Raw genomic sequence first — 19,157 nt, forward strand, 5'->3', positions numbered from 1 at the left:
AGACTGTCTTTCCGGGGTGCGGGCGGCGTGAGCCGAGCGCGAACCCGGAACCAAGATGTGTTCATCGTCCCACGCTGAGATTCCGGGTTCGCTCGCAGCAAGCTGCTCGCGCCCCGGAATGACAGTTAAGGGCTACGCCCCCAGCGCCTGCTCAAGATCCGCGATCAGATCTTCCTTGTCCTCGATGCCCACCGACAATCGCACCACGTCCGGCGCCGCGCCCGAGCGCGTCTTGGCGTCGTCGTCGAGCTGGCTGTGGGTGGTGGAGGCCGGGTGGATCACCAGCGAGCGGGTGTCGCCGACATTGGCCAGATGCGAGAACAGTTTCAGCTTCGAGACCAGGCTGACGCCGGCCTCGTAGCCGCCCTTCAGGCTGAAGGTGAACACCGCGCCGGCGCCTTTCGGCGCATATTTGCGGGCCAGCGCGTGGTAGCGATTGCCAGCCAGGCCGGCGTAATTCACCGCGGCCACCGCGGGATGCGCCGACAGGAATTCGGCGACCGCCCGGGCGTTTTCGCAATGGCGCTCCATGCGCAGCGGCAGCGTCTCGATGCCGGTCAGGATCATGAAGGCGTTGAACGGCGACAGCGCCGGGCCGAGGTCGCGCAGCCCCAGCACGCGGCAGGCGATCGCGAAGGCGAAGTTGCCAAAGGTCTCCTGGATCTTGATGCCGTGATATTCCGGGCGCGGCTCGCTGAGCATCGGATATTTGCCGTCCTTCGACCAGTCGAAGGTGCCGGCATCGACGATGATGCCGCCCAGCGAATTGCCGTGGCCGCCGAGAAATTTGGTCAGCGAATGCACCACGATGTCGGCGCCGTGGTCGATCGGCCGGATCAGATACGGCGTCGCCAGCGTGTTGTCGACGATCAAGGGCACGCCGGCCTTGCGCGCCACGGCGGAAATCGCCTCGATATCGGTGATGGAGCCGGCGGGATTGGCGATCGATTCGATGAAGATCGCCTTGGTCTTGTCGGTCACCGCGCGCTCGAACGAGGCAATATCGTCGGAATCGGCCCACACCACATTCCAGCCGAAACTCTGGAAGGCGTGGGTGAACTGGTTGATCGAGCCGCCATAGAGTTTTCGCGACGCGATGAATTCATCGCCCGGACGCAGCAATTGCTGGAATACGACCAGTTGCGCGGCGTGGCCCGAGGCCGTCGCCAGCGCCGCGGTGCCGCCTTCAAGTGCTGCGACGCGCTCTTCCAGCACTGCGGTCGTCGGATTGGTAATGCGCGTATAGATATTGCCGAACGACTGCAGTCCGAACAGCGATGCCGCGTGGTCGGAATCGTTGAACACGAAGGATGTGGTCTGGTAGATCGGCGTCGCGCGCGCGCCGGTGGTTGGATCGGGCTGCGCGCCTGCGTGGACGGCCAGCGTGGCAAAGCCGGGAAGGCGGTCGGTCATGGTCTCTCCCTGAAATCGTTTCGACAAGTTGGCGGCATGCTGATGGTGCGCGCCGCCGCCGTCAAGGCGATGCATCAACAAGCCGCTAGTTCGCAATTTCTGTGCTGCGTTGCGCTATGGCCGTGAAACGAAACGGTCGGATCGCGCGCTCAGGCGTCGTCGTTCCTGCTTTTTGCCGCACGGTCGGCGGCTGCGGTGCCGGCGCCGCCGATGCTGCCGCGATTCAGCGACAGCCGCATCCCCATCGTCGGCACCGGACCGCGTTTAGAGCTCAGGGTGCGCGAGTTGACGCCCATCCAGCCGATCTCCGACGACAGCCGGCCATATTCGATCTTCGGGCAGCGGTTCATGATGACCGTGATGCCTGCGGCCTCGGCCTTCGCCGCGGCCTCGTCATGGCGGACGCCGAGCTGCAGCCAGATCACCTTCGGCAGCGTGGGCAAAGCGAGAATCTCGTCGAGCACCGGCATGATGTGCTCGGCGCTGCGGAAGATATCGACCATGTCGATGGGTCGGCCAATCTCGCGCAATGATCCGACGAACGGTTTGCCGATCAGGCTCTTGCCGACCTGTCCGGGATTGACCGGGATCATGTCGTAGCCGCGCTCGGCGAGATATTTGAACACGAAATAGCTCGGCCGCACATTCTGCGGCGAGGCGCCGACCATCGCGATGGTCTTCACGCTGTTGAGGATCTCGCGGATATGATCGTCGCTGTAGCTGTCGTGGTTCATGTTCATTTCCAACGCTAACGGCCCGTCATTGCGAGGAGCCGTTGCAACGAAGTCGGTAGCCCGGATGGAGCGCAGCGCAATCCGGGGGCAGCGGTTCAACTTGCTCGGCATTCCCGGATTTCGCTGCGCTCCATCCGGGCTACGGATAAGTGCCGGGTTATCGGTCTTCCCACTTGGGCTGACGCTTTTCGATGAAGGCGCCGATGCCTTCTTCGGCGTCACGGGCCATCATGTTCTCGGTCATCACTCCGGCGGCAAAGCTGTAGGCGTCGGCGAGATTCATCTCGGCCTGTCGATAAAACGCCTCCTTGCCGAGCTTCACCGTATGCGCAGATTTGCGCGCCACCTGTTCGGCCAGCGCAATCGCGGCGTCACGCTCAAGGCCTGCGGCCACGACGCGGTTCACAAGGCCGATTTCGCGGGCGCGCGCCGCCGTGATCGGTTCGCCGGTGAGCAGCATCTCCATCGCCTGCTTGCGCGGGACATTTCGCGTCAGAGCCACCATCGGTGTCGAGCAGAACAGCCCGATATCGACGCCGGGCGTGGCGAACGTCGCGGCCTCGGAAGCCACCGCCAGATCGCAGCTCGCCACCAATTGGCAGCCCGCCGCGGTCGCCACGCCCTGCACGCAGGCGATCACCGGCTTCGGCAGCGCCACCACGGCCTGCATCATCGCGCTGCAGATCGACATCATATGCGCGAAATAGGCCCGCCCGCGATCGGCGTCGACGCGGCGCGCGGTGAGCTCCTTGAGGTCGTGGCCGGCGGAGAAAACCGTGCCGTTGGCGGCGATCACCACGGCGCGCACGGTACGGTCACCGGCGATGGCATCGAGTGCCAAATGCAGGTCGCCGATCAGGCCTTCGGACAGGCTGTTGCGCGCCGCCGGGCGATTCAGCGTGAGCACCGCGACGGCGTCGATTGCTTCGCGAAGCAGGAGGGGGGGCGCGTCGGACGCGCGCTGGGACAGGGCCATGAAGAACATCCATCTCTGGGCAGGGCCGTCACCGTATTGTAACAGAGGCCAACAGGCGAGAGCAGGTGAGGATACATGACGATTGCAAAAATGAGCGTGGCCGAACTCGAAACATTCCTGCACAGGGAATTTCCGCAAGCTTTCAGCACCGGCGATATCGCCATCGAAAGCGCCGACGGCTCATCGTCCCTACTGCGCCAGACCTATAATGAGCGCATGCTGCGGCCGGGCGGCACCGTCTCCGGCCCGACGCTGATGGCGCTGGCCGATTTCGCGATGTACGTCGTGTTGCTGTCCGCGATCGGGCCGGTGGGCCTCGCCGTCACCACCAATCTCAACATCAATTTCCTGCGCAAGGGCCAGCCCGGCCAGGACGTGCTGGCGGCCGCGCGCCTGCTGAAGATCGGAAAACGCCTCGCGGTGGGCGAAGTCACCCTGTTATCAGGCACTTCGGCCGATCCGATCGCCCACGTCACCTCGACCTATTCCATTCCAAATGCTGGCTGAATTAGAAGGTAAAATTGCACCTTATTTATAAGATTATGATTTTGCTGATAAATTTTGCGTCGCCCGACGCAATTGGGCATTGACGGAATCCGTAGCCCTCACTAGAAACGCGCCTAGTTCGGTGCTTTCGCGCCGATGTCTCCTTTTCACGGAATTTTCACATGAAAACGTTTTCGGCCAAGCCAGCCGAGATCACGAAGAAGTGGATCGTCATCGACGCCACGGGTCTCGTGGTCGGCCGGCTCGCCACGCTGGTCGCGATGCGCCTGCGCGGCAAGCATCTCCCGATCTACACGCCCCACGTTGATTGCGGTGACCATGTCATCATCATCAACGCCGCGAAGGTGGTCTTCACCGGCCGCAAGCGCGACCAGAAGATCTATTACCACCACACCGGTTTCATCGGTGGCATCAAGGAACGCAGCGCCAAGTCGATCCTCGAGGGTCGCTTCCCTGAGCGCATTATGGAAAAGGCCATTGAGCGCATGATCCCGCGCGGCCCGCTCGGTCGCCTGCAGATGAGCAATCTCCGCGTCTATCCGGGTGCCGAGCATCCGCATGAAGCCCAGCAGCCCGAGCCGTTCAACGTCGGCGAGCTGAACCGCAAGAACATGAGGGCCGCATAATGTCGGATACCATGCAGTCCCTCGACCAGCTGTCGTCGCTGAAGGTGCAGGCACCGGACGCCCCGACCTACGTGAAGAAGATCGACAAGCAGGGCCGTGCCTACTCGACCGGCAAGCGCAAGGATGCGGTCGCCCGCGTCTGGATCAAGCCGGGCGCCGGCAAGATCATCGTTAACACCCGCGAAGTCGAAGTCTACTTCGCACGCCCCGTTCTGCGCATGTTGATCCAGCAGCCGCTGGTCGCCGCAGCCCGTGCCGGCCAGTATGACGTGATCTGCACCGTCGCCGGTGGCGGTCTGTCGGGCCAGGCCGGTGCTGTGCGTCACGGCATCTCCAAGGCGCTGACCTGCTTCGAGCCCGACCTGCGCGGCGTGCTCAAGAAGGGCGGCTTCCTGACGCGCGACTCGCGTGTCGTCGAGCGTAAGAAGTACGGCAAGGCGAAGGCCCGCAAGTCCTTCCAGTTCTCGAAGCGTTAATCGCTTCGTCGCATTTGCTGCGAACGCAGCAGAGCCAACAAAGGGCGCCTTCGGGCGCTCTTTTCGTTTCAAATGAACGGTAATTGACGCGATTTTTCGCGAAAATCTTTGCTTCCGTGCAAACGGTTTTCCAATCCGCCCGGCCTATCGTTGACCATGGCGTAAAATGCCATTCCGCCCGTCTGGGCGGACATCCTGCAACTTCTGCCGGTGGCCATACGATGTCGCTCGACACTTCCACGCTCTATCTCGTCGCGACCTTGGTCGCCGCCATGCTGGGCGCCATGCTGCTGTTCTTCGGGCGGCAGGAGAAAATTGCGGCGCTGAACTGGTGGGGCGCGGCCTATCTGCTTGGCGCGGCCTCGGTCGGACTGTGGACCCTGGCCGGCGCGATGCTGGGCGACGTGCTGTCGCTGGCGCTCAACGCCATCGGCTTTGTCGCTTGCGCCATGGTGTGGAACGCGGCGCGGGTTTTCCACGGTCGCAAGCCGAGCTGGCTCGGTCTCGGCTTCGGCGCCGCGGCCTGGGTCGCCGCCATCCTCACTTTGCCGCCTGAGGCCTCCGCGCTGCGGATGACGATCGGCGCCGGCATTGTCGCGCTGTACGCCACGCTGACCGCCAGCGAATTGTGGGCCGAGCGCCGCAAGTCGGTGCAGCGGCGCTGGCCGACGGTGATCGTGCCGTTCCTGCACGGTTTCGTCCTGATGCTGCCGATCCTGATCGGCGACGTCGTGGATTCCGGCACCGGCCATTCCGGCGCCAGCGTCTGGGCGATGATCTTTGCGATCGAACTGGTGCTCTACGCCGTCGGTACCGTGTTCGTGATCTTCATGCTGGTGTCGGAGCGCGCCGTCACGGTGCACAAGGTCGCGGCCTCTTGCGATCCGCTGACCGGCATGTTCAACCGCCGCGGCTTCTCGGAGGCCACCGCGCGGATGATCGAGCGTGAGGCCAAGGCGGGCCGTCCGATCACCGTGATGATCTTCGACATCGACCACTTCAAGTCGATCAACGACCGCTTCGGCCATCCGGCCGGCGACGAGGTGCTCAAACTGTTCGCCAATATCATCACGCAGACGCTGCGCCTCACCGACCTGAGCGGGCGGATTGGCGGTGAGGAGTTCGCAGCGATGCTGCCGTGCAATCTGGAAGAGGCGATGAACGCGGCCGAACGTGTTCGCGAAGCCTTTGCGACCTGCGGTATCGAGATCGACGACGCGCCGGTGGTAACCACCGTCAGCATCGGTGTCGCCGGCGGGCCGGCCCATACCGAACTCGACGTGCTGCTGGCGGCGGCGGATACCGCGCTGTACGACGCCAAGCGCGGCGGCCGCAACCGCGTGCAGGCGGCGGAAGAGCAGCAGCCGGTATCGCTGGAGCAGGGCCGCCGCGCCATCGACGGCCAGACGGCGCCGAAAGCCAGCGTGGTGCGCGGCGGTCTCACTATCGGCACCACGGCGGCGCGCTAAGTCTCCGTTTACGGATTGCTCCCTATATTGATGCATGATCGCATCACGTCCAACCCGTTCCGAACTGGCGCTGCTCTCTCTCGAGGCGGCGGCGGTGGCAGCACGGTCCAGCTTTGCCTGCATGTTCTCGACCTCGGACGAATATGAGAGCGCGCTGATCCGCGAGCGTCGGGCCCGGGGGCACTACAACGATGCCGCGCGGCGCTGGCCGACCGTTGCCTTTCTCGGCGGCTGTGTCGCGGTACTAGCTACCGTGCTGCTGGTAGCCTGATCGCGGGCTTCACCGCGATGGCGCTTTGCGCTACATATGGCGACCTCAACAAAGGCCGTGAACATGATCACTGAAATCGCACAGATCGACGTCAAGCCGGGCACCGAATCGGCTTTCGAGGCCGCGGTGGCCAAGGCGCGTCCGCTGTTCCTGCGCGCCAAGGGCGGCCAGGGTTTTGAGCTGCATAAATCGATCGAAAAGCCGCAGCGCTACCGCCTGATGGTGCAGTGGGCGACGCTGGAGGACCACACGGTCGATTTCCGGGGATCGCCGGACTTCGCCGAATGGCGCGCTCTGGTCGGCGAATTCTTCGCGTCGCCGCCGGAAGTGGAGCACACCGAGACCGTGCTGACGACCTGAGGCCTGAGGCGCTGCAGACCGGCTCGGCATACCTGCTTGATCGTTCGACCTGCCTGGCCTTACGCCTTGATGTCGATCAGCGCCTTGGCCATGCGGTCGTCCGCCTTCATTGTCGCCGCGCCGGCCGCAAAACTGTAGCTGGCGATCAGCTGGCTGATCATCTCCTGCGACAGGTCGACATTGGGTGCGGCAACCAGACCGCTTGCGTTGGCGAAGGGGGCCTGCGGATCGGAGACCGCGGTGGTAGAGGGTGTCGCCGTCGCAACCGACGTCGCGGTGCCGCCGCCGGCGCTGGCGGTCTCGACCACGACCAGCGGTGCATAGGCCCGCGGCGCGCCGGCCGCTACCGCGCCGCTGGCATCGGGCAGGGTGCCGGTGCTCGCGATATTGGCGACGTTCGAGGCGGACACGGCTAAACGGCGTGTCGCCGCGGTCATGCCGGACAGGGCGATGGTCGAAATGCTGCTCATGGAAATCCGTGGGAGCGATGACCTGGCCGTCACCCTAGGCGCCTGCGATAAGCAAACTTCAACGGCTACCGCGCGATTCCGACGGTCGGAATAACGCATCGTTCACCATGTGGCTGGCCGCTCAGGCCGCGGCGGCCGATGCCGATCCCTTGGACTCGGGCGGCGCGCGCCCGGTCTTAGCGGCGTCGAGGATCATCTGGTTGATGACGTCGCGCGGCATCGGTCTGCCGAACAGGAAGCCTTGCACGCTGTCGCAATTCTCGCCGCGCAAGAATTCCAGCTGACGCGTGGTCTCGACGCCCTCCGCCAGCACGGGGATATCGAGGCTGCGGCCGAGCAGCATCGTCGCCTTGATGATCGCGGCGGCATGCACGCTGGTCTCGACCGACTGGATGAAGCTCTTGTCGATCTTGATCTTGTCGAACGGAAAGGCCTGCAGTGTCGACAGGGAAGAATAGCCCGTGCCGAAATCGTCCATGGCGACGGTGACGCCGAGCTCCTTCAGCGCCAGCACGACCTGCAGCGCATGCTGGCGGTCCGCGATAATGCCGGTCTCGGTCAGTTCAATTTCCAGACGGTCGGGTGCGAGCCCTGTTTCGCGCAGCGTTGCGGCGACATGCTTGGCCAGATCGTGATTGAGCTGCGCGGGCGCGACGTTGACCGCCACGCGGAACGGCCGGCTCCAACTCGTCGCCGTGGCGCATGCGGTTCGCAGAACCCAGTCGCCGATATCGACGATCAGGCCGGTTTCTTCCGCAATCGGTATGAACTGGTCGGGCGGAACCCGACCCTTTTTGGGATGGTTCCAGCGTAACAGCGCCTCGAAGCCCACGATGTTGCCGGTCATGACGTCGTTCTGGGGTTGATAGTAAAGCTCGAACTCGTCGGCGGCCAGCGCCCGCTTCAGGTCGATCGCAAGCTCCGCGCGGGTGCGGCTCACTTCGTCCATCGACGCTTCGTAGCTGCAGATCTTGCCCTGGCCCATGCTCTTGGCGCGGTACATCGCCAGATCGGCCCTCGCGCACAGGACCTCGCCTGACGTGCCGTGTTCGGGAAACAGCGCGATGCCGATGCTGCAACTGACCGACAGGTTGCGGTGTTCCCATGGAATGGGCGCGAGGACGAGATCGCGCAGCCGGTCGGCAAATTTGACGGCTTCGGCACGGGCGAACACATCGGTCTTGATCGCCACGAACTCGTCGCCGCCGATGCGGGCGAGGTATTCTCCATTCTGCAACGCGGCGCCTAGCCTCCGGGCGACGCCGGTCAGAAGGGCATCGCCGGCCGCGTGGCCATGCGCATCGTTGACATCCTTGAAGCGGTCGAGATCGATGGCAAGGACAACGACGCGCGCGGTATCGTCGCTGCTTCCGGTGAGCAGGGCAGCCAGGCGCTGTGCAATGCCGTTGCGGTTCGGAAGTCCCGTGAGCGGATCGTGCAGCGCAAGATGGCGGTAGCTCGCGGTGGCTTCTTGCGCCGCGTGCAGATCGATCGCATAGGCGGACGTCGCCATGGCCATGATCAGCGTGATGGCGGCGATGACGCTGCCAAGAAGGAAGGTGTCCGACAAAGCCTGCGCGGGGATTTCCGAACCCGCCATCGGCACCACCGTGACAGCCGCCATGCCGATGAAATGCAGCGTGACGATCGCCAGGATCATGGAAAGCGTGCCGCCATACTTGCAGAAGCGGGTCACCGGCCGGCTGATGCGGTTGGTGGCAACAGCGCCGAAGGCCATCGCGCACAGAACCGAAACGGTCACTAGGCCCGGGTTCCACATCAGGATGCCCGGCACCTCGAAGGCCATCATGCCGGTATAGTGCATGATGGCAATTCCAGCTCCGAAAATGGCGCCGCCGCCTTCGATGGCGGGCCCCAGCCGGGTGCGGGTGGTGATGAAGAAACCAAGCCAGGAGAAAGCCACCACGATCGCCAGCGAAAAGAACGTGAGCGTCGGCTCGAATGCCCGCTCGAGCGGCGACCCGTATCCGAGGATCGCCGTGAAGTGCGTGGTCCAGACCGTGCCGCCCGCGACAAGCCCGGAGAGGAACAGCAGATTGAGGCGCCGGGCACCGCTATTTCGCCTGACGCGCGCCAGCAGCCGCATCGACAGCAGCGAGCCAAACATGCACACCAGCAGCGCGGCGATCATGTAACGCGGATCGTGCTGGGCGGGCAGGCATGACAGGGCGTAGAGCATGGGTCCGGTTTCCTTTCAGCGAGCTACGATCTGAAGCGGCAACCGGGTTGGCACTGATAGAATTTAGATGACTAAATTACTAACGAGCTTCGGAGGTCGACGGCAGCGTGTCCATACAAGCCTCGTCGGATTAATTCAGCGTGTATCGACGCTGAACCTGCGCGGCGTTGACGTTGAATTTTTTGACAGCCTGAACAACTGATGACTGAAAACCGGATCGCGCTTTGCATGACGGCGGCGCGCAATCGGTACTTTTGCAAAGCGACGCCGACAGCAGGTGGTTGTGGCGGCGGTTCTATGCCGATTTACAAAGTGCGTGATGCTGAAGGGGCGTCGTGATCAGGCAGCCTTGGCAACCGGCTCGGCCCCGCTATCGTCTTCGTCCGCCTCGCGCAGGAAGTCGATCACCACCTTCATGATCGCCAGCACCGGCAGCGCCAGTGCCAGTCCCCAGACGCCGAAGACGATGCCGAGCATGATCTGGAACGCGAACAGGGTGGCCGGCGGAATGTCGAGCGCCTGGCGCTGCAGGATCGGCGTCAGCACATAGCTCTCCATGGCATGGACGCCGAGGAACAGCACGAAGGCGCTGGCCGCGGCGAACCAGCCAGAGGCCAGGCTGGCAAGCACGACGATCAGGCCCGCGAGCAGGGCGCCGACGGTGGGAATGAAGGCGAGCAGCCCGGCCTGAACCCCGAGGATGAAGGCGCTGGGCACGCCGATCAGCATCAGGCCGATCCAGGTGACGCTGCCGACGGCCAGCATGGTGATCATCTGGGCAATCAGCCAGCGCTCCAGCGTGCCGCTGATATTATCCACAATGACGGTCATCGGCGCGCGATACTTCTTCGGCGTGAGCGACAGCAGGCCCCTGCGATAGGTGCTCGGCTGGGCGGCGAAGGCGAGTCCGAGAAACAGCACGATGAAGAAATTTCCGAGCGCGCCGACCGCGCCGAGAATGATCTTAAGCGTCTGGCTGACGATGGCGCCGCCGCTGGAGGCAAAGGCGCTGGCACTGGGAAGGTTGTTAGTCTTGGCTTCCCCCGGGAAAGCCGGCGCGGGTTTCACGGGTGTCTCCGGCTTCACAGACCCGTCGGCCTCGCTGGCGAGGCCGCCGAAGTCGAGATAGCTGGTGTCGACTCCGTGCTGCTCGAGGAAGGTCTTGACGTTGACGATCTGCGATTTCAGCGTCGTGCTCAGCACCTTCGCCTGGTCGGCGATCGTGGAGCCGCCGAGGAACACCACGCCGGCCAGAAGCGCGGTGAGCAGCAGGCAGACGATGGTCAGGCGCAAGGCGTGCGGGCCGCCCATCACCCTGCCGAACAGTTCGGTCAACGCATTCAGCGCAACACCGAGCAGAATGCCCGCGAAGATCAGAAACAACGTGGCGGAGAAATACCAGGCGAACACCACGAAGATCGCAAAGGCGACGGTGCTGATGCCGCCGACGGCGATGGCCCAGGCGAGGTCGCTGCGTTTAGTGATGGCGTCTTCAGGGGGCACGTTCGATCCTCGCTGCGAATTCACCGCACTCTTTCGGCAAATACCGGCCGGATCAAGCGAAGATCGCGCGTCGCCCGAACCAATTTCCAAAACGAAAGGGCGCCCCGTTGCCGGGGCGCCCTTTGCTTCATGCGATAATGTGCGGAAGAGATCCGCGCAATGTTACAGCGAGTAGTACATGTCGAATTCGACCGGATGCGGGGTCATTTCGTAGCGCATCACTTCGGTCATCTTCAGCTCGATGTAGCTGTCGATGAAGTCGTCGTCGAACACGCCGCCGTTCTTCAGGAAGCCGCGGTCCTTGTCGAGGTTTTCCAGCGCCTCGCGGAGCGAGCCGCAGACGGTCGGGATCGACTTCAGCTCTTCCTTCGGCAGGTCGTAGAGGTCCTTGTCCATCGCCGGACCCGGATCGATCTTGTTCTTGATGCCGTCGAGGCCGGCCATCAGCATCGCCGCGAAAGCGAGGTACGGATTGGCCATCGGGTCGGGGAAGCGGACCTCGACGCGCTTGGCCTTCGGCGACGTGGTGTAGGGGATGCGGCAGGAGGCCGAACGGTTGCGCGCGGAATAGGCGAGCAGCACGGGGGCTTCATAGCCGGGGACCAGGCGCTTGTAGGAGTTGGTCGACGGGTTGGTGAAGGCGTTGATCGCCTTGGCGTGCTTGATGATGCCGCCGATGTAGAACAGGCAGGTCTCCGACAGGTCGGCATACTTGTTGCCGGCGAATACCGGCTTGCCGTCCTTCCAGATCGACTGGTGCACATGCATGCCCGAGCCGTTGTCGCCATAGACCGGCTTCGGCATGAAGGTGGCCGTCTTGCCGTAGATGTGCGCGACCTGGTGGATGCAATACTTATAGATCTGCATCTGGTCGGCCATGTGGGTCAGCGTGTCGAACTTCATGCCGAGTTCGTGCTGGGCGGAAGCAACCTCGTGGTGGTGCTTCTCGACCTTGACGCCCATGCGGGCCATCGCGCCGAGCATTTCCGAGCGCATGTCCTGCACCGAATCCTGCGGCGGAACCGGGAAGTAGCCGCCCTTGGTGCGGATGCGGTGGCCGAGGTTGCCGCCGTCATATTCGGTGTCGGAGTTGGTCGGCAGCTCCGACGAATCCAGCTTGAAGCCGGTGTTGTAGGGGCTGGACGAGAAGCGGACGTCGTCGAACACGAAGAATTCGGCTTCCGGGCCGACCATCACGGTGTCGCCGATGCCCATCGACTGGACCATCGCTTCGGCCTTGCGGGCGATGCCGCGCGGATCGCGGTTGTAGGGTTCGCCGGTGGAGGGCTCGAGAATGTCGCAGGTGATGACCATCGTGGTCTCTGCGAAGAACGGATCGATCACGGCGGTCGCCGGGTCGAGCATCAGCATCATGTCGGATTCATTGATCGCCTTCCAGCCGGCGATCGAGGAACCGTCGAACATCGTGCCTTCGGCGAAGATGTCTTCGTCGATCATCGAGACGTCGAAGGTGACGTGCTGCCACTTGCCGCGGGGGTCGGTGAAGCGCAGGTCGACGTATTTGACGTCATTGTCCTTGATGGACTGCAGGACTTCTTTGGCGGTCGTCATGAATACCCTCTTTGGCTGGTCGTCGGAACGCGGCCGCGCGGCGGCGGCCGGCTATCTCTAGCCGTTCCGGAGTGCTTTCGATAGCCTCAGAAGTTGCGAACGCAGGCTCAGATGGCGTCGAGGCCGGATTCGCCGGTTCTGATCCGGACGGCTTCCTCGATGTTGGACACGAAGATCTTGCCGTCGCCGATGCGTCCGGTCTGGGCCGCGCGGCGGATGGCATCGATGGCCTTCTCGACCAGATCGTCGGAGATCACGATCTCGATCTTCACCTTGGGCAGGAAGTCGACGATGTATTCGGCGCCGCGGTAGAGCTCGGCATGGCCCTTCTGGCGGCCGAATCCCTTGGCTTCGGTAACCGTGATTCCCTGCAATCCGACTTCCTGAAGTGCTTCCTTTACCTCGTCGAGCTTGAATGGCTTGATGATGGCTTCGATTTTCTTCACTGAGCGTCTCCCCGGCACTTCCACTAAGTCAGGCCGCACGTTGCGTTACATTGCGCCTATCGCGCAGACTGATCGATACCCTGTTGTGGGCATTATTAGGCTGTCCCCATGTCGCTCCCATCGAAGCGGGGAATCACAGGCGGTCAGCCACCCCTCCATCGCCTACAGGTGACGGTCAGAAGCAGGCTCGTAAAAGCAGGGTCCATGCCAACTGACGAGGCAGTCTAACTTTCGAGCATTATCAGGTCATTACAAGGCTACCCCCGTGACCGACCAGTCGGCGCGGCGGTTTTTTAGCATGCTATTTGTGCAGACTGCACAATCAGAGTGCAAATATACGTTAGCTGGATCGCCAGAGCGACCCGGCCATTGCCTCCCGATGAGGCGTAGAGGAAACGACATGGAAGTTCTTACGACGGCCGAAATGAGCGAGGCGGACCGGCTGACGATCGCAGCCGGCATCGCCGGCTTCGAACTGATGCGCCGTGCCGGCCAGGCTGTGGCCGATGCGGCGATGGATCTGGCAGACGAGGGATCGATCCTGGTGATCGCCGGGCGCGGCAACAATGGCGGCGACGGCTTTGTCGCGGCGACTGAACTGGCCGCGCGCGGGCGCGAGGTCGAAGTCATGCTGCTCTGCGACCCCGCCACGCTCAAGGGAGACGCCGCATTGGCGGCAGCCGCGTGGAAGGGGCAGATCCTGTCCTGGGATCCCGCTGCGATCGGATCGCCGGCCTTGATCATCGACGCGCTGTTCGGCGCCGGGCTGGATCGGCCCGTCAAGGGCGAACCGCTGGCGATGATCGAGGCGATCAATACCGCAGGCGTGCCGGTGTTGGCGGTGGACCTGCCGAGCGGAATCAACGGCACCACCGGCGCCGTGGTGGGCGCCGCGGTCCGCGCGTTGGAGACGGTGACGTTCTTTCGCCCGAAGCCCGGCCACATGCTGCTGCCGGGACGGGTCCATGCCGGGCAGTTGCGGGTGGTCGATATCGGCATCGATGCCGATGTGCTGGAGACGATCCGGCCGCTGACTTCCGACAATACGCCGGACGCCTGGGCCACCGCATTTCCGGCGCCGCGGATCGACAGTCACAAATTCTCCCACGGCCATGCCGTGATCCTCTCGGGCGGGATTGCCTCGACCGGCGCGGCACGGCTGTCGGCCCGCGGCGCGCTGCGCGCCGGGGCCGGGCTGGTGACGGTGGCCTCGCCGCGCGAGGCGCTGGCGGTCAATGCCGGCGCGCTGACGGCAATTATGGTGCGGCCGGTCGACACGGCCGAGGAGTTTGCTGAGCTGATCGGCCGCAAGGTCAATGCCTGCGTGATCGGGCCGGGCGCCGGCGTCGGCGACCGCACCCGCGACTTCGTGCTGGCGTTGCTGTCGGCGAAACGTCACGCCGTGCTCGATGCCGACGCCCTGACCAGCTTTGCCGACGCGCCGGAAAAACTGTTCGCGGCGATCAAGGCGTCGCCGGAAGTGCATATTGTTCTGACCCCGCATGAAGGCGAATTCCCCAGGTTGTTCAGTGACATGAGCAACAAACATCCACTGCGCTCGAAGCTCGAGCGGGTGCGTGCGGCAGCCGAGCGCGCCGGCGCCGTCGTGCTGCTGAAGGGGCCGGACACCGTAATCGCATCGCCGGACGGCCGCGCGGTGATTTCAGCCAACGCGCCGCCCTGGCTGGGGACCGCGGGCTCCGGCGACGTGCTGGCGGGGATCATTGCCGGCTTCCTGGCGCAGGGCGTTGCCGCCTTCGAAGCTGCCTGCATCGGCGTCTGGATGCACGGCGAGGCCGGCTCAGAGGCCGGGCCGGGTCTGATCGCAGAGGACCTGCCGGAGACGCTCCCCGCAGTGTTCCGACGGCTCTATGACCGGTTCGAGTTCCAGTATTGAGCTAGGCGACCTCGAACGAGCGCATCAGCCTGGGCGCGGCCCAGTCGGTGGCAAAGGCTTCCATGCCCCAGCGGCCGGGATACTCGGCGGCGAAGGCGATGCGGTGGGTCTGGTTGGGTTGCATGGCCAGCGTGTCCAGCCAGTACGGCTTCCAGCCATCGTCGAGCCGGTCGAGCAGGCGGAAGGGGTGGCCGTGCAGATGAAACACCGCCGCGGTGTTGTCCCGGTTGGTGAGGGCGAGCACGACGACGCGGCCGGGCTTGACGCGAAAGGCCGGCGCCGACGCGGTGATGCCGGCAGGCTTCACCCATTCCGGTTTGGCCGCGGCGGCGCCCCCGATCGTCAGATCGATGCGCTGGGCCGATTTGAGATCCAGCCGCGCCGGCAGCCCGTTGGACGGCAGCGGCGCGGGTGGCGGCAGGGCGCGGTCGCGGGCCGGGGCCTCGCCGGAGACGACGAGCTTGCCGATCGTGCGGGCTTGCTTGCCGTCATGGAGCATCAGGCCGGAAGTCGTTCCGGCGGGTTTGGTGATATCGATGAAGGCGTCGATCCGCGTGCCCGGCGCCAGCACCAGCTGGCTGTTGCGGGCGAGGAAGGGCTCGGCGGGCTGCCCGTCAATGGCCATCACGCGGATCTCTTGATCCTCAATTCGTAAAGCAATGACAGATCGTTGGCAGCCATTGATAATCCGAATTCTGAGCCGCTCGTTGATTCTGGCTGCGAGGTCGAGGGTCGGCTTGCCGTTGATCGTGAACAGCGTTGCGGCGTCTTTCGGGTCGCTGCCGGGGGCGATCGCGGTGCCATCCGCGCGCAGCCGGAAATCCTCGATCAGCCAGACCTCGTCGCGGTCCACCTCCGGTGGCGCGGCCTCCTGCACGACACAGGCCCGCGCCGGTGACGGCAGCGCCTGGCCGTCGCCGAGCAACCGGGCGTCGAGCAGCCCGGTGCCGGCATGACGCAGCGGCAGCCGGAAGGCGTCCTTGCCGCCGGCGGCCATGGGCGGTCGGCCGAGCAGCGGCTCGGCGCGCGCGATGCCACCAAGGCCACGCCACATCAGCGCAATGGGCACCGGCAGGTCGTTCTGGAGGCTGATGTCGATCTCATCGCCTTGCTTGAACCGGAGAATTTCGTCGGCCCCCGAGAGCAGCCAGGCCGGCGTCGGCGTGCCGGGGGCCAGCGCCAGCGTTCCAGCCCCGGCGCGCAAAGCGAGGGAAGGCCGCCCCTGGGCAGCGGCCGGTGATGGCGTCCACGAGGCCAGCGAAGGCACCAGAATCGTCCCGCCCAATCCGGCGAGCAGGGTGCGGCGGCTGAGGGCAGGTGGCGCGTGTGTCATGTCGGAATCCCGACCATTTTCGCCGGCCGGTGTCCAGTACGGCGGTGATTGTGTCGCAGGGCTTGCCAAACCCATTTTTTTTGATGCGAACCATCATCCCCATGTTATAAGCCCGCCGCTCGCGGCATCGCGGCCGAACAGCATGTTTTACGCGGGCGTGGCGGAATTGGTAGACGCAGCGGCTTTAGGTGCCGCCGACGCAAGTTGTGGGGGTTCGAGTCCCTCCGCCCGCACCAAACGTTCACAGCGTTTGACATTGAGTTTTCCGGGCACGTTTCGACAAGGAGATCCTTGATGGAATGGGCTCGACACGAACGGTGGAAGGTTTCGGCCTGCCATTGCACCATTTTACAACGTCCGGCCTGCGCGCCGGACCAGCGAGAAGAAGATTGACGCCATGCAGGTGAATGAAACCGTTTCCGACGGGCTGAAGCGCGAATTCCAGGTCAACGTTCCGGCCGCCGACATCGAAGCCAAGGTCGATGCGCGCCTCGACGACATGAAGGGCAAGGTCAAGCTCAACGGCTTCCGCCCCGGCAAGGTCCCGATGGGCCACCTGAAGCGCCTGTACGGCCGCTCGGTCGCCGCCGAGACCGTCGAGGAGCTGATCCGCGACACCAATTCGCAGATCTTCACCGAGCGTGGCTTCCGCCTGGCCACGGAGCCCAAGGTGACGATGCCGACCGAGCAGAAGGAAGTCGAAGACATCCTGAGCGGCAAGTCGGACCTCAATTACACCGTGGCGATCGAAGTCGTCCCCGCCATCGAACTGGCCGACTTCAAGAGCTTCTCGGTCGAGAAGCCGGTCGCCGAGGTCGCCGAGTCGGACGTCGATGAGGCCATCAAGCGCGTCGCCGACCAGAACCGCGCGTTCAACGCCAAGGCCGAGGGCGAGAAGGCCGCCTCCGGCGACCGTGTCACCGTCAGCTTCAAGGGCACCATCGACGGCACCCCGTTCGACGGCGGCACCGGCGAGGACATCCAGGTCCTTATCGGTTCCAACACCTTCATCCCGGGCTTCGAGGAACAGTTGATCGGCATCGGCGCCGGAGAAACCCGCACCCTGAAGGTCGAATTCCCGAAGAACTATGCCAGCGACACGCTGGCCGGCAAGCCGGCCGAGTTCGAGACCACCGCGACCAAGATCGAGTCGCCGGTCGATACCGTGATCGATGACGAGTTCGCCAAGACGCTCGGCCTGGAATCGCTCGACAAGCTCAAGGAAGCCGCCAAGGAGCGCCTGACCCAGGAATACGCCGGCGCGACCCGCCAGCGCGTCAAGCGCGTGCTGCTGGATCGTCTCGACGAAACCCACCAGTTCGGCGCGCCGCCGTCGCTGGTCGAGGAAGAGTTCAAGCTGATGTGGAATTCCATCAAGTCGGAGATGGAATCGACCGGCAAGAGCTTCGCGGACGAGAACACCACCGAAGAAGCCGCGATGGAAGAATACCGCAAGATCGCCGACCGCCGCGTTCGCCTCGGCCTTGTGCTGTCGGAGATCGGCGAGAAGAACAAGATCACTGTGACCGACGACGAAGTGTCCCGCGCCGTGATCGAGCGGGCGCGTTCGATGCCCGGTCGCGAGAAGGAAGTCTGGGACTATTACCGCAACAATGCCAATGCCTTGGCCCAGCTTCGTGCACCGATCTACGAGGACAAGGTGGTCGATTACATCCTTGAGCTCGCCAACGTGACCGAGAAGAAGGTCAGCCGCGAAGAGCTCTACAAGGACGAGGAAGCGGACAAGACCGCGGCCTGATCCAGGCCGCCGTGCTCTCCTTCACCTCTCCCCCCGCGCGAAGCAAGCTTCGCTAGAGGGGAGAGGTCGGATGGGAGAGCGAAGCGAACCCATCCGGGTGAGGGGGCTTGGCGCCGTCGATAGGCCGTCGCCCCTCACCCGAACCCTCGCTGACGCGAGGCTCCGACCTCTCCACACCGGGGAGAGGTGGTTGAGCGCCACCGATGGCTCCGGCTTTCGGCCGGCGTTAAGCTTATGTCTCGATACCGGCGATAGAGTTGCTGCATCGCTTTGCCGTGGCCGCAAGAATCGGCTTGAACTGGTGCCAGAGGGCATCGACGGCCTGTGGCCTTGTCGCCGCCCGATTGGCTCATATCTGTGGGCTCTGATTGTTATTCCTGCATCACGGGACGTTCGTCCTCGTCCGGCCAGCCTTTACAGGTTCTCTCTCGCCGATCGACGCGCGTCCCCGCCAAACCAGACCTTCTCTAACCTTTCGGGTGATCAATGCGCGATCCGGTGGAAACCTACATGAACCTCGTGCCCATGGTGGTCGAACAGACCAACCGCGGCGAACGGGCCTATGACATCTTCTCGCGCCTGCTGAAGGAGCGCATCATCTTCGTGACCGGTCCGGTCGAGGACGGCATGTCGACGCTGACCGTCGCGCAGCTGCTGTTCCTCGAAGCCGAGAATCCGAAGAAGGAAATCTCGATGTACATCAATTCGCCGGGTGGCGTGGTGACGTCGGGCCTGGCGATCTACGACACCATGCAGTTCATTCGCCCGCCGGTCTCGACGCTTTGCGTCGGCCAGGCCGCCTCGATGGGCTCGCTGCTGCTCTGCGCCGGCCATAAGGACATGCGCTTCTCGCTGCCGAATTCGCGCATCATGGTGCACCAGCCGTCCGGCGGCTTCCAGGGCCAGGCGACCGACATCATGCTGCACGCCCAGGAAATCCTGAACCTGAAGAAGCGGCTCAACGAGATCTACGTCAAGCATACCGGCCAGAGCTATGAGAAGATCGAGGAGGCCTTGGAGCGCGACAAGTTCCTGACCGCCGACATGGCCAGGGAATTCGGTCTGATCGACAAGGTGATCGACAAGCGCGCCGAAGAATCGTCCGCGAAGGCGCCGTAGGACACATTTGGCGAACCGGGACAGAC

18 protein-coding genes and 1 tRNA gene are annotated in these 19,157 nt (G+C 63.9%); 10 read left to right on the forward strand and 9 right to left on the reverse strand.

Features of this window, described 5'->3' with window-relative positions:
- Positions 1-132 precede the first annotated feature (132 nt).
- The 3 genes from FNL56_RS13945 to FNL56_RS13955 form a co-directional block, all read right to left on the reverse strand.
- The gene (locus tag FNL56_RS13945; RefSeq protein ID WP_143573264.1) at positions 133-1,413 is read right to left on the reverse strand and encodes an O-acetylhomoserine aminocarboxypropyltransferase; all 1,281 of its coding nucleotides are present in this window, start codon (positions 1,411-1,413) and stop codon (positions 133-135) included.
- A gap of 149 nt (positions 1,414-1,562) precedes the next feature.
- A complete protein-coding gene (locus tag FNL56_RS13950) occupies positions 1,563-2,147 on the reverse strand; it encodes a CoA-binding protein (RefSeq protein WP_143573266.1) in 585 nt (194 codons plus the stop codon).
- Between the two features lie 157 nt (positions 2,148-2,304).
- The gene (locus FNL56_RS13955; RefSeq protein ID WP_168202937.1) at positions 2,305-3,123 is read right to left on the reverse strand and encodes an enoyl-CoA hydratase; all 819 of its coding nucleotides are present in this window, start codon (positions 3,121-3,123) and stop codon (positions 2,305-2,307) included.
- A 75-nt stretch (positions 3,124-3,198) separates the two neighbouring features.
- On the opposite strand from FNL56_RS13955, the gene FNL56_RS13960 reads away from it, so the two are divergent.
- From FNL56_RS13960 to FNL56_RS13985, 6 genes are all read left to right on the forward strand, one after another.
- Positions 3,199-3,630, forward strand: a complete 432-nt coding sequence (locus FNL56_RS13960) for a PaaI family thioesterase (protein ID WP_143573270.1) — start codon at positions 3,199-3,201, stop codon at positions 3,628-3,630.
- A 161-nt stretch (positions 3,631-3,791) separates the two neighbouring features.
- Positions 3,792-4,256, forward strand: coding sequence for a 50S ribosomal protein L13 (rplM, locus tag FNL56_RS13965; protein ID WP_143573272.1), 465 nt, complete (start codon positions 3,792-3,794; stop codon positions 4,254-4,256).
- Positions 4,256-4,732: a 30S ribosomal protein S9 gene (gene rpsI / locus FNL56_RS13970; RefSeq protein WP_143573274.1), complete on the forward strand. Its 477-nt coding sequence runs from the start codon at positions 4,256-4,258 to the stop codon at positions 4,730-4,732. Before rplM ends, rpsI begins: the two co-directional genes overlap by 1 nt.
- Before the next feature lie 221 nt (positions 4,733-4,953).
- Positions 4,954-6,201 carry a GGDEF domain-containing protein gene (locus FNL56_RS13975; protein ID WP_143582105.1) on the forward strand — a complete coding sequence of 416 codons (1,248 nt, stop codon included), beginning with the start codon at positions 4,954-4,956 and terminating at the stop codon, positions 6,199-6,201.
- Positions 6,202-6,235: 34 nt separating this feature from the next.
- Positions 6,236-6,472, forward strand: coding sequence for a hypothetical protein (locus tag FNL56_RS13980; protein WP_143582106.1), 237 nt, complete (start codon positions 6,236-6,238; stop codon positions 6,470-6,472).
- Between the two features lie 63 nt (positions 6,473-6,535).
- Positions 6,536-6,832 (forward strand): antibiotic biosynthesis monooxygenase family protein, encoded by a 297-nt coding sequence (locus tag FNL56_RS13985; RefSeq protein WP_143573279.1) that lies wholly within the window; start codon positions 6,536-6,538, stop codon positions 6,830-6,832.
- A gap of 59 nt (positions 6,833-6,891) precedes the next feature.
- Here FNL56_RS13985 and FNL56_RS13990 read toward each other — a convergent pair whose 3' ends face one another.
- The 5 genes from FNL56_RS13990 to FNL56_RS14010 all read right to left on the reverse strand — a co-directional run bounded on the left by FNL56_RS13990 (position 6,892) and on the right by FNL56_RS14010 (position 13,023).
- The gene (locus FNL56_RS13990; RefSeq protein WP_143573281.1) at positions 6,892-7,302 is read right to left on the reverse strand and encodes a flagellar basal body rod protein FlgC; all 411 of its coding nucleotides are present in this window, start codon (positions 7,300-7,302) and stop codon (positions 6,892-6,894) included.
- Between the two features lie 121 nt (positions 7,303-7,423).
- On the reverse strand, positions 7,424-9,502 hold the full coding sequence (locus FNL56_RS13995; RefSeq protein ID WP_143573283.1) for a putative bifunctional diguanylate cyclase/phosphodiesterase: 2,079 nt from the start codon (positions 9,500-9,502) through the stop codon (positions 7,424-7,426).
- Positions 9,503-9,841: 339 nt separating this feature from the next.
- On the reverse strand, positions 9,842-11,005 hold the full coding sequence (locus FNL56_RS14000) for an AI-2E family transporter (RefSeq protein WP_143573284.1): 1,164 nt from the start codon (positions 11,003-11,005) through the stop codon (positions 9,842-9,844).
- A gap of 162 nt (positions 11,006-11,167) precedes the next feature.
- Positions 11,168-12,577 (reverse strand): type I glutamate--ammonia ligase, encoded by a 1,410-nt coding sequence (gene glnA, locus FNL56_RS14005; protein WP_143573286.1) that lies wholly within the window; start codon positions 12,575-12,577, stop codon positions 11,168-11,170.
- A gap of 107 nt (positions 12,578-12,684) precedes the next feature.
- Entirely contained in the window at positions 12,685-13,023 is a 339-nt protein-coding gene (locus tag FNL56_RS14010; protein WP_143573288.1) for a P-II family nitrogen regulator, read from the reverse strand.
- Between the two features lie 400 nt (positions 13,024-13,423).
- Here FNL56_RS14010 and FNL56_RS14015 point away from each other — a divergent pair, with 400 nt between their 5' ends.
- Positions 13,424-14,920: an NAD(P)H-hydrate dehydratase gene (locus FNL56_RS14015; RefSeq protein WP_143573290.1), complete on the forward strand. Its 1,497-nt coding sequence runs from the start codon at positions 13,424-13,426 to the stop codon at positions 14,918-14,920.
- Between the two features lies 1 nt (position 14,921).
- Here the strand turns inward: FNL56_RS14015 and FNL56_RS14020 are convergent, their stop codons facing one another.
- Positions 14,922-16,253 (reverse strand): multicopper oxidase family protein, encoded by a 1,332-nt coding sequence (locus FNL56_RS14020; protein ID WP_143573292.1) that lies wholly within the window; start codon positions 16,251-16,253, stop codon positions 14,922-14,924.
- Between the two features lie 151 nt (positions 16,254-16,404).
- On the opposite strand from FNL56_RS14020, the gene FNL56_RS14025 reads away from it, so the two are divergent.
- The 3 genes from FNL56_RS14025 (at position 16,405) to FNL56_RS14035 (ending at position 19,131) form a co-directional block, all read left to right on the forward strand.
- Positions 16,405-16,489: transfer RNA gene (locus FNL56_RS14025), tRNA-Leu, on the forward strand.
- Between the two features lie 161 nt (positions 16,490-16,650).
- The gene (gene tig / locus FNL56_RS14030; protein ID WP_143573294.1) at positions 16,651-18,012 is read left to right on the forward strand and encodes a trigger factor; all 1,362 of its coding nucleotides are present in this window, start codon (positions 16,651-16,653) and stop codon (positions 18,010-18,012) included.
- 486 nt (positions 18,013-18,498) lie between these two features.
- Positions 18,499-19,131: an ATP-dependent Clp protease proteolytic subunit gene (locus FNL56_RS14035; protein WP_143573296.1), complete on the forward strand. Its 633-nt coding sequence runs from the start codon at positions 18,499-18,501 to the stop codon at positions 19,129-19,131.
- The last annotated feature ends 26 nt before the right edge of the window (positions 19,132-19,157 follow it).

It is taken from the genome of Tardiphaga sp. vice304 (genome assembly GCF_007018905.1).
Taxonomy (GTDB): domain Bacteria; phylum Pseudomonadota; class Alphaproteobacteria; order Rhizobiales; family Xanthobacteraceae; genus Tardiphaga.

Bases quoted from the DNA above. Each gene is read 5' to 3' on its own strand.
- FNL56_RS13945 (WP_143573264.1), bottom strand. From the start codon at position 1,413: ATGACCGACCGCCTTCCCGGCTTTGCCACGCTGGCCGTCCACGCAGGC.
- FNL56_RS13950 (WP_143573266.1), bottom strand. From the start codon at position 2,147: ATGAACCACGACAGCTACAGCGACGATCATATCCGCGAGATCCTCAAC.
- FNL56_RS13955 (WP_168202937.1), bottom strand. From the start codon at position 3,123: ATGGCCCTGTCCCAGCGCGCGTCCGACGCGCCCCCCCTCCTGCTTCGC.
- FNL56_RS13960 (WP_143573270.1), top strand. From the start codon at position 3,199: ATGACGATTGCAAAAATGAGCGTGGCCGAACTCGAAACATTCCTGCAC.
- rplM (WP_143573272.1), top strand. From the start codon at position 3,792: ATGAAAACGTTTTCGGCCAAGCCAGCCGAGATCACGAAGAAGTGGATC.
- rpsI (WP_143573274.1), top strand. From the start codon at position 4,256: ATGTCGGATACCATGCAGTCCCTCGACCAGCTGTCGTCGCTGAAGGTG.
- FNL56_RS13975 (WP_143582105.1), top strand. From the start codon at position 4,954: ATGTCGCTCGACACTTCCACGCTCTATCTCGTCGCGACCTTGGTCGCC.
- FNL56_RS13980 (WP_143582106.1), top strand. From the start codon at position 6,236: ATGATCGCATCACGTCCAACCCGTTCCGAACTGGCGCTGCTCTCTCTC.
- FNL56_RS13985 (WP_143573279.1), top strand. From the start codon at position 6,536: ATGATCACTGAAATCGCACAGATCGACGTCAAGCCGGGCACCGAATCG.
- FNL56_RS13990 (WP_143573281.1), bottom strand. From the start codon at position 7,302: ATGAGCAGCATTTCGACCATCGCCCTGTCCGGCATGACCGCGGCGACA.
- FNL56_RS13995 (WP_143573283.1), bottom strand. From the start codon at position 9,502: ATGCTCTACGCCCTGTCATGCCTGCCCGCCCAGCACGATCCGCGTTAC.
- glnA (WP_143573286.1), bottom strand. From the start codon at position 12,577: ATGACGACCGCCAAAGAAGTCCTGCAGTCCATCAAGGACAATGACGTC.
- FNL56_RS14015 (WP_143573290.1), top strand. From the start codon at position 13,424: ATGGAAGTTCTTACGACGGCCGAAATGAGCGAGGCGGACCGGCTGACG.
- FNL56_RS14020 (WP_143573292.1), bottom strand. From the start codon at position 16,253: ATGACACACGCGCCACCTGCCCTCAGCCGCCGCACCCTGCTCGCCGGA.
- tig (WP_143573294.1), top strand. From the start codon at position 16,651: ATGCAGGTGAATGAAACCGTTTCCGACGGGCTGAAGCGCGAATTCCAG.
- FNL56_RS14035 (WP_143573296.1), top strand. From the start codon at position 18,499: ATGCGCGATCCGGTGGAAACCTACATGAACCTCGTGCCCATGGTGGTC.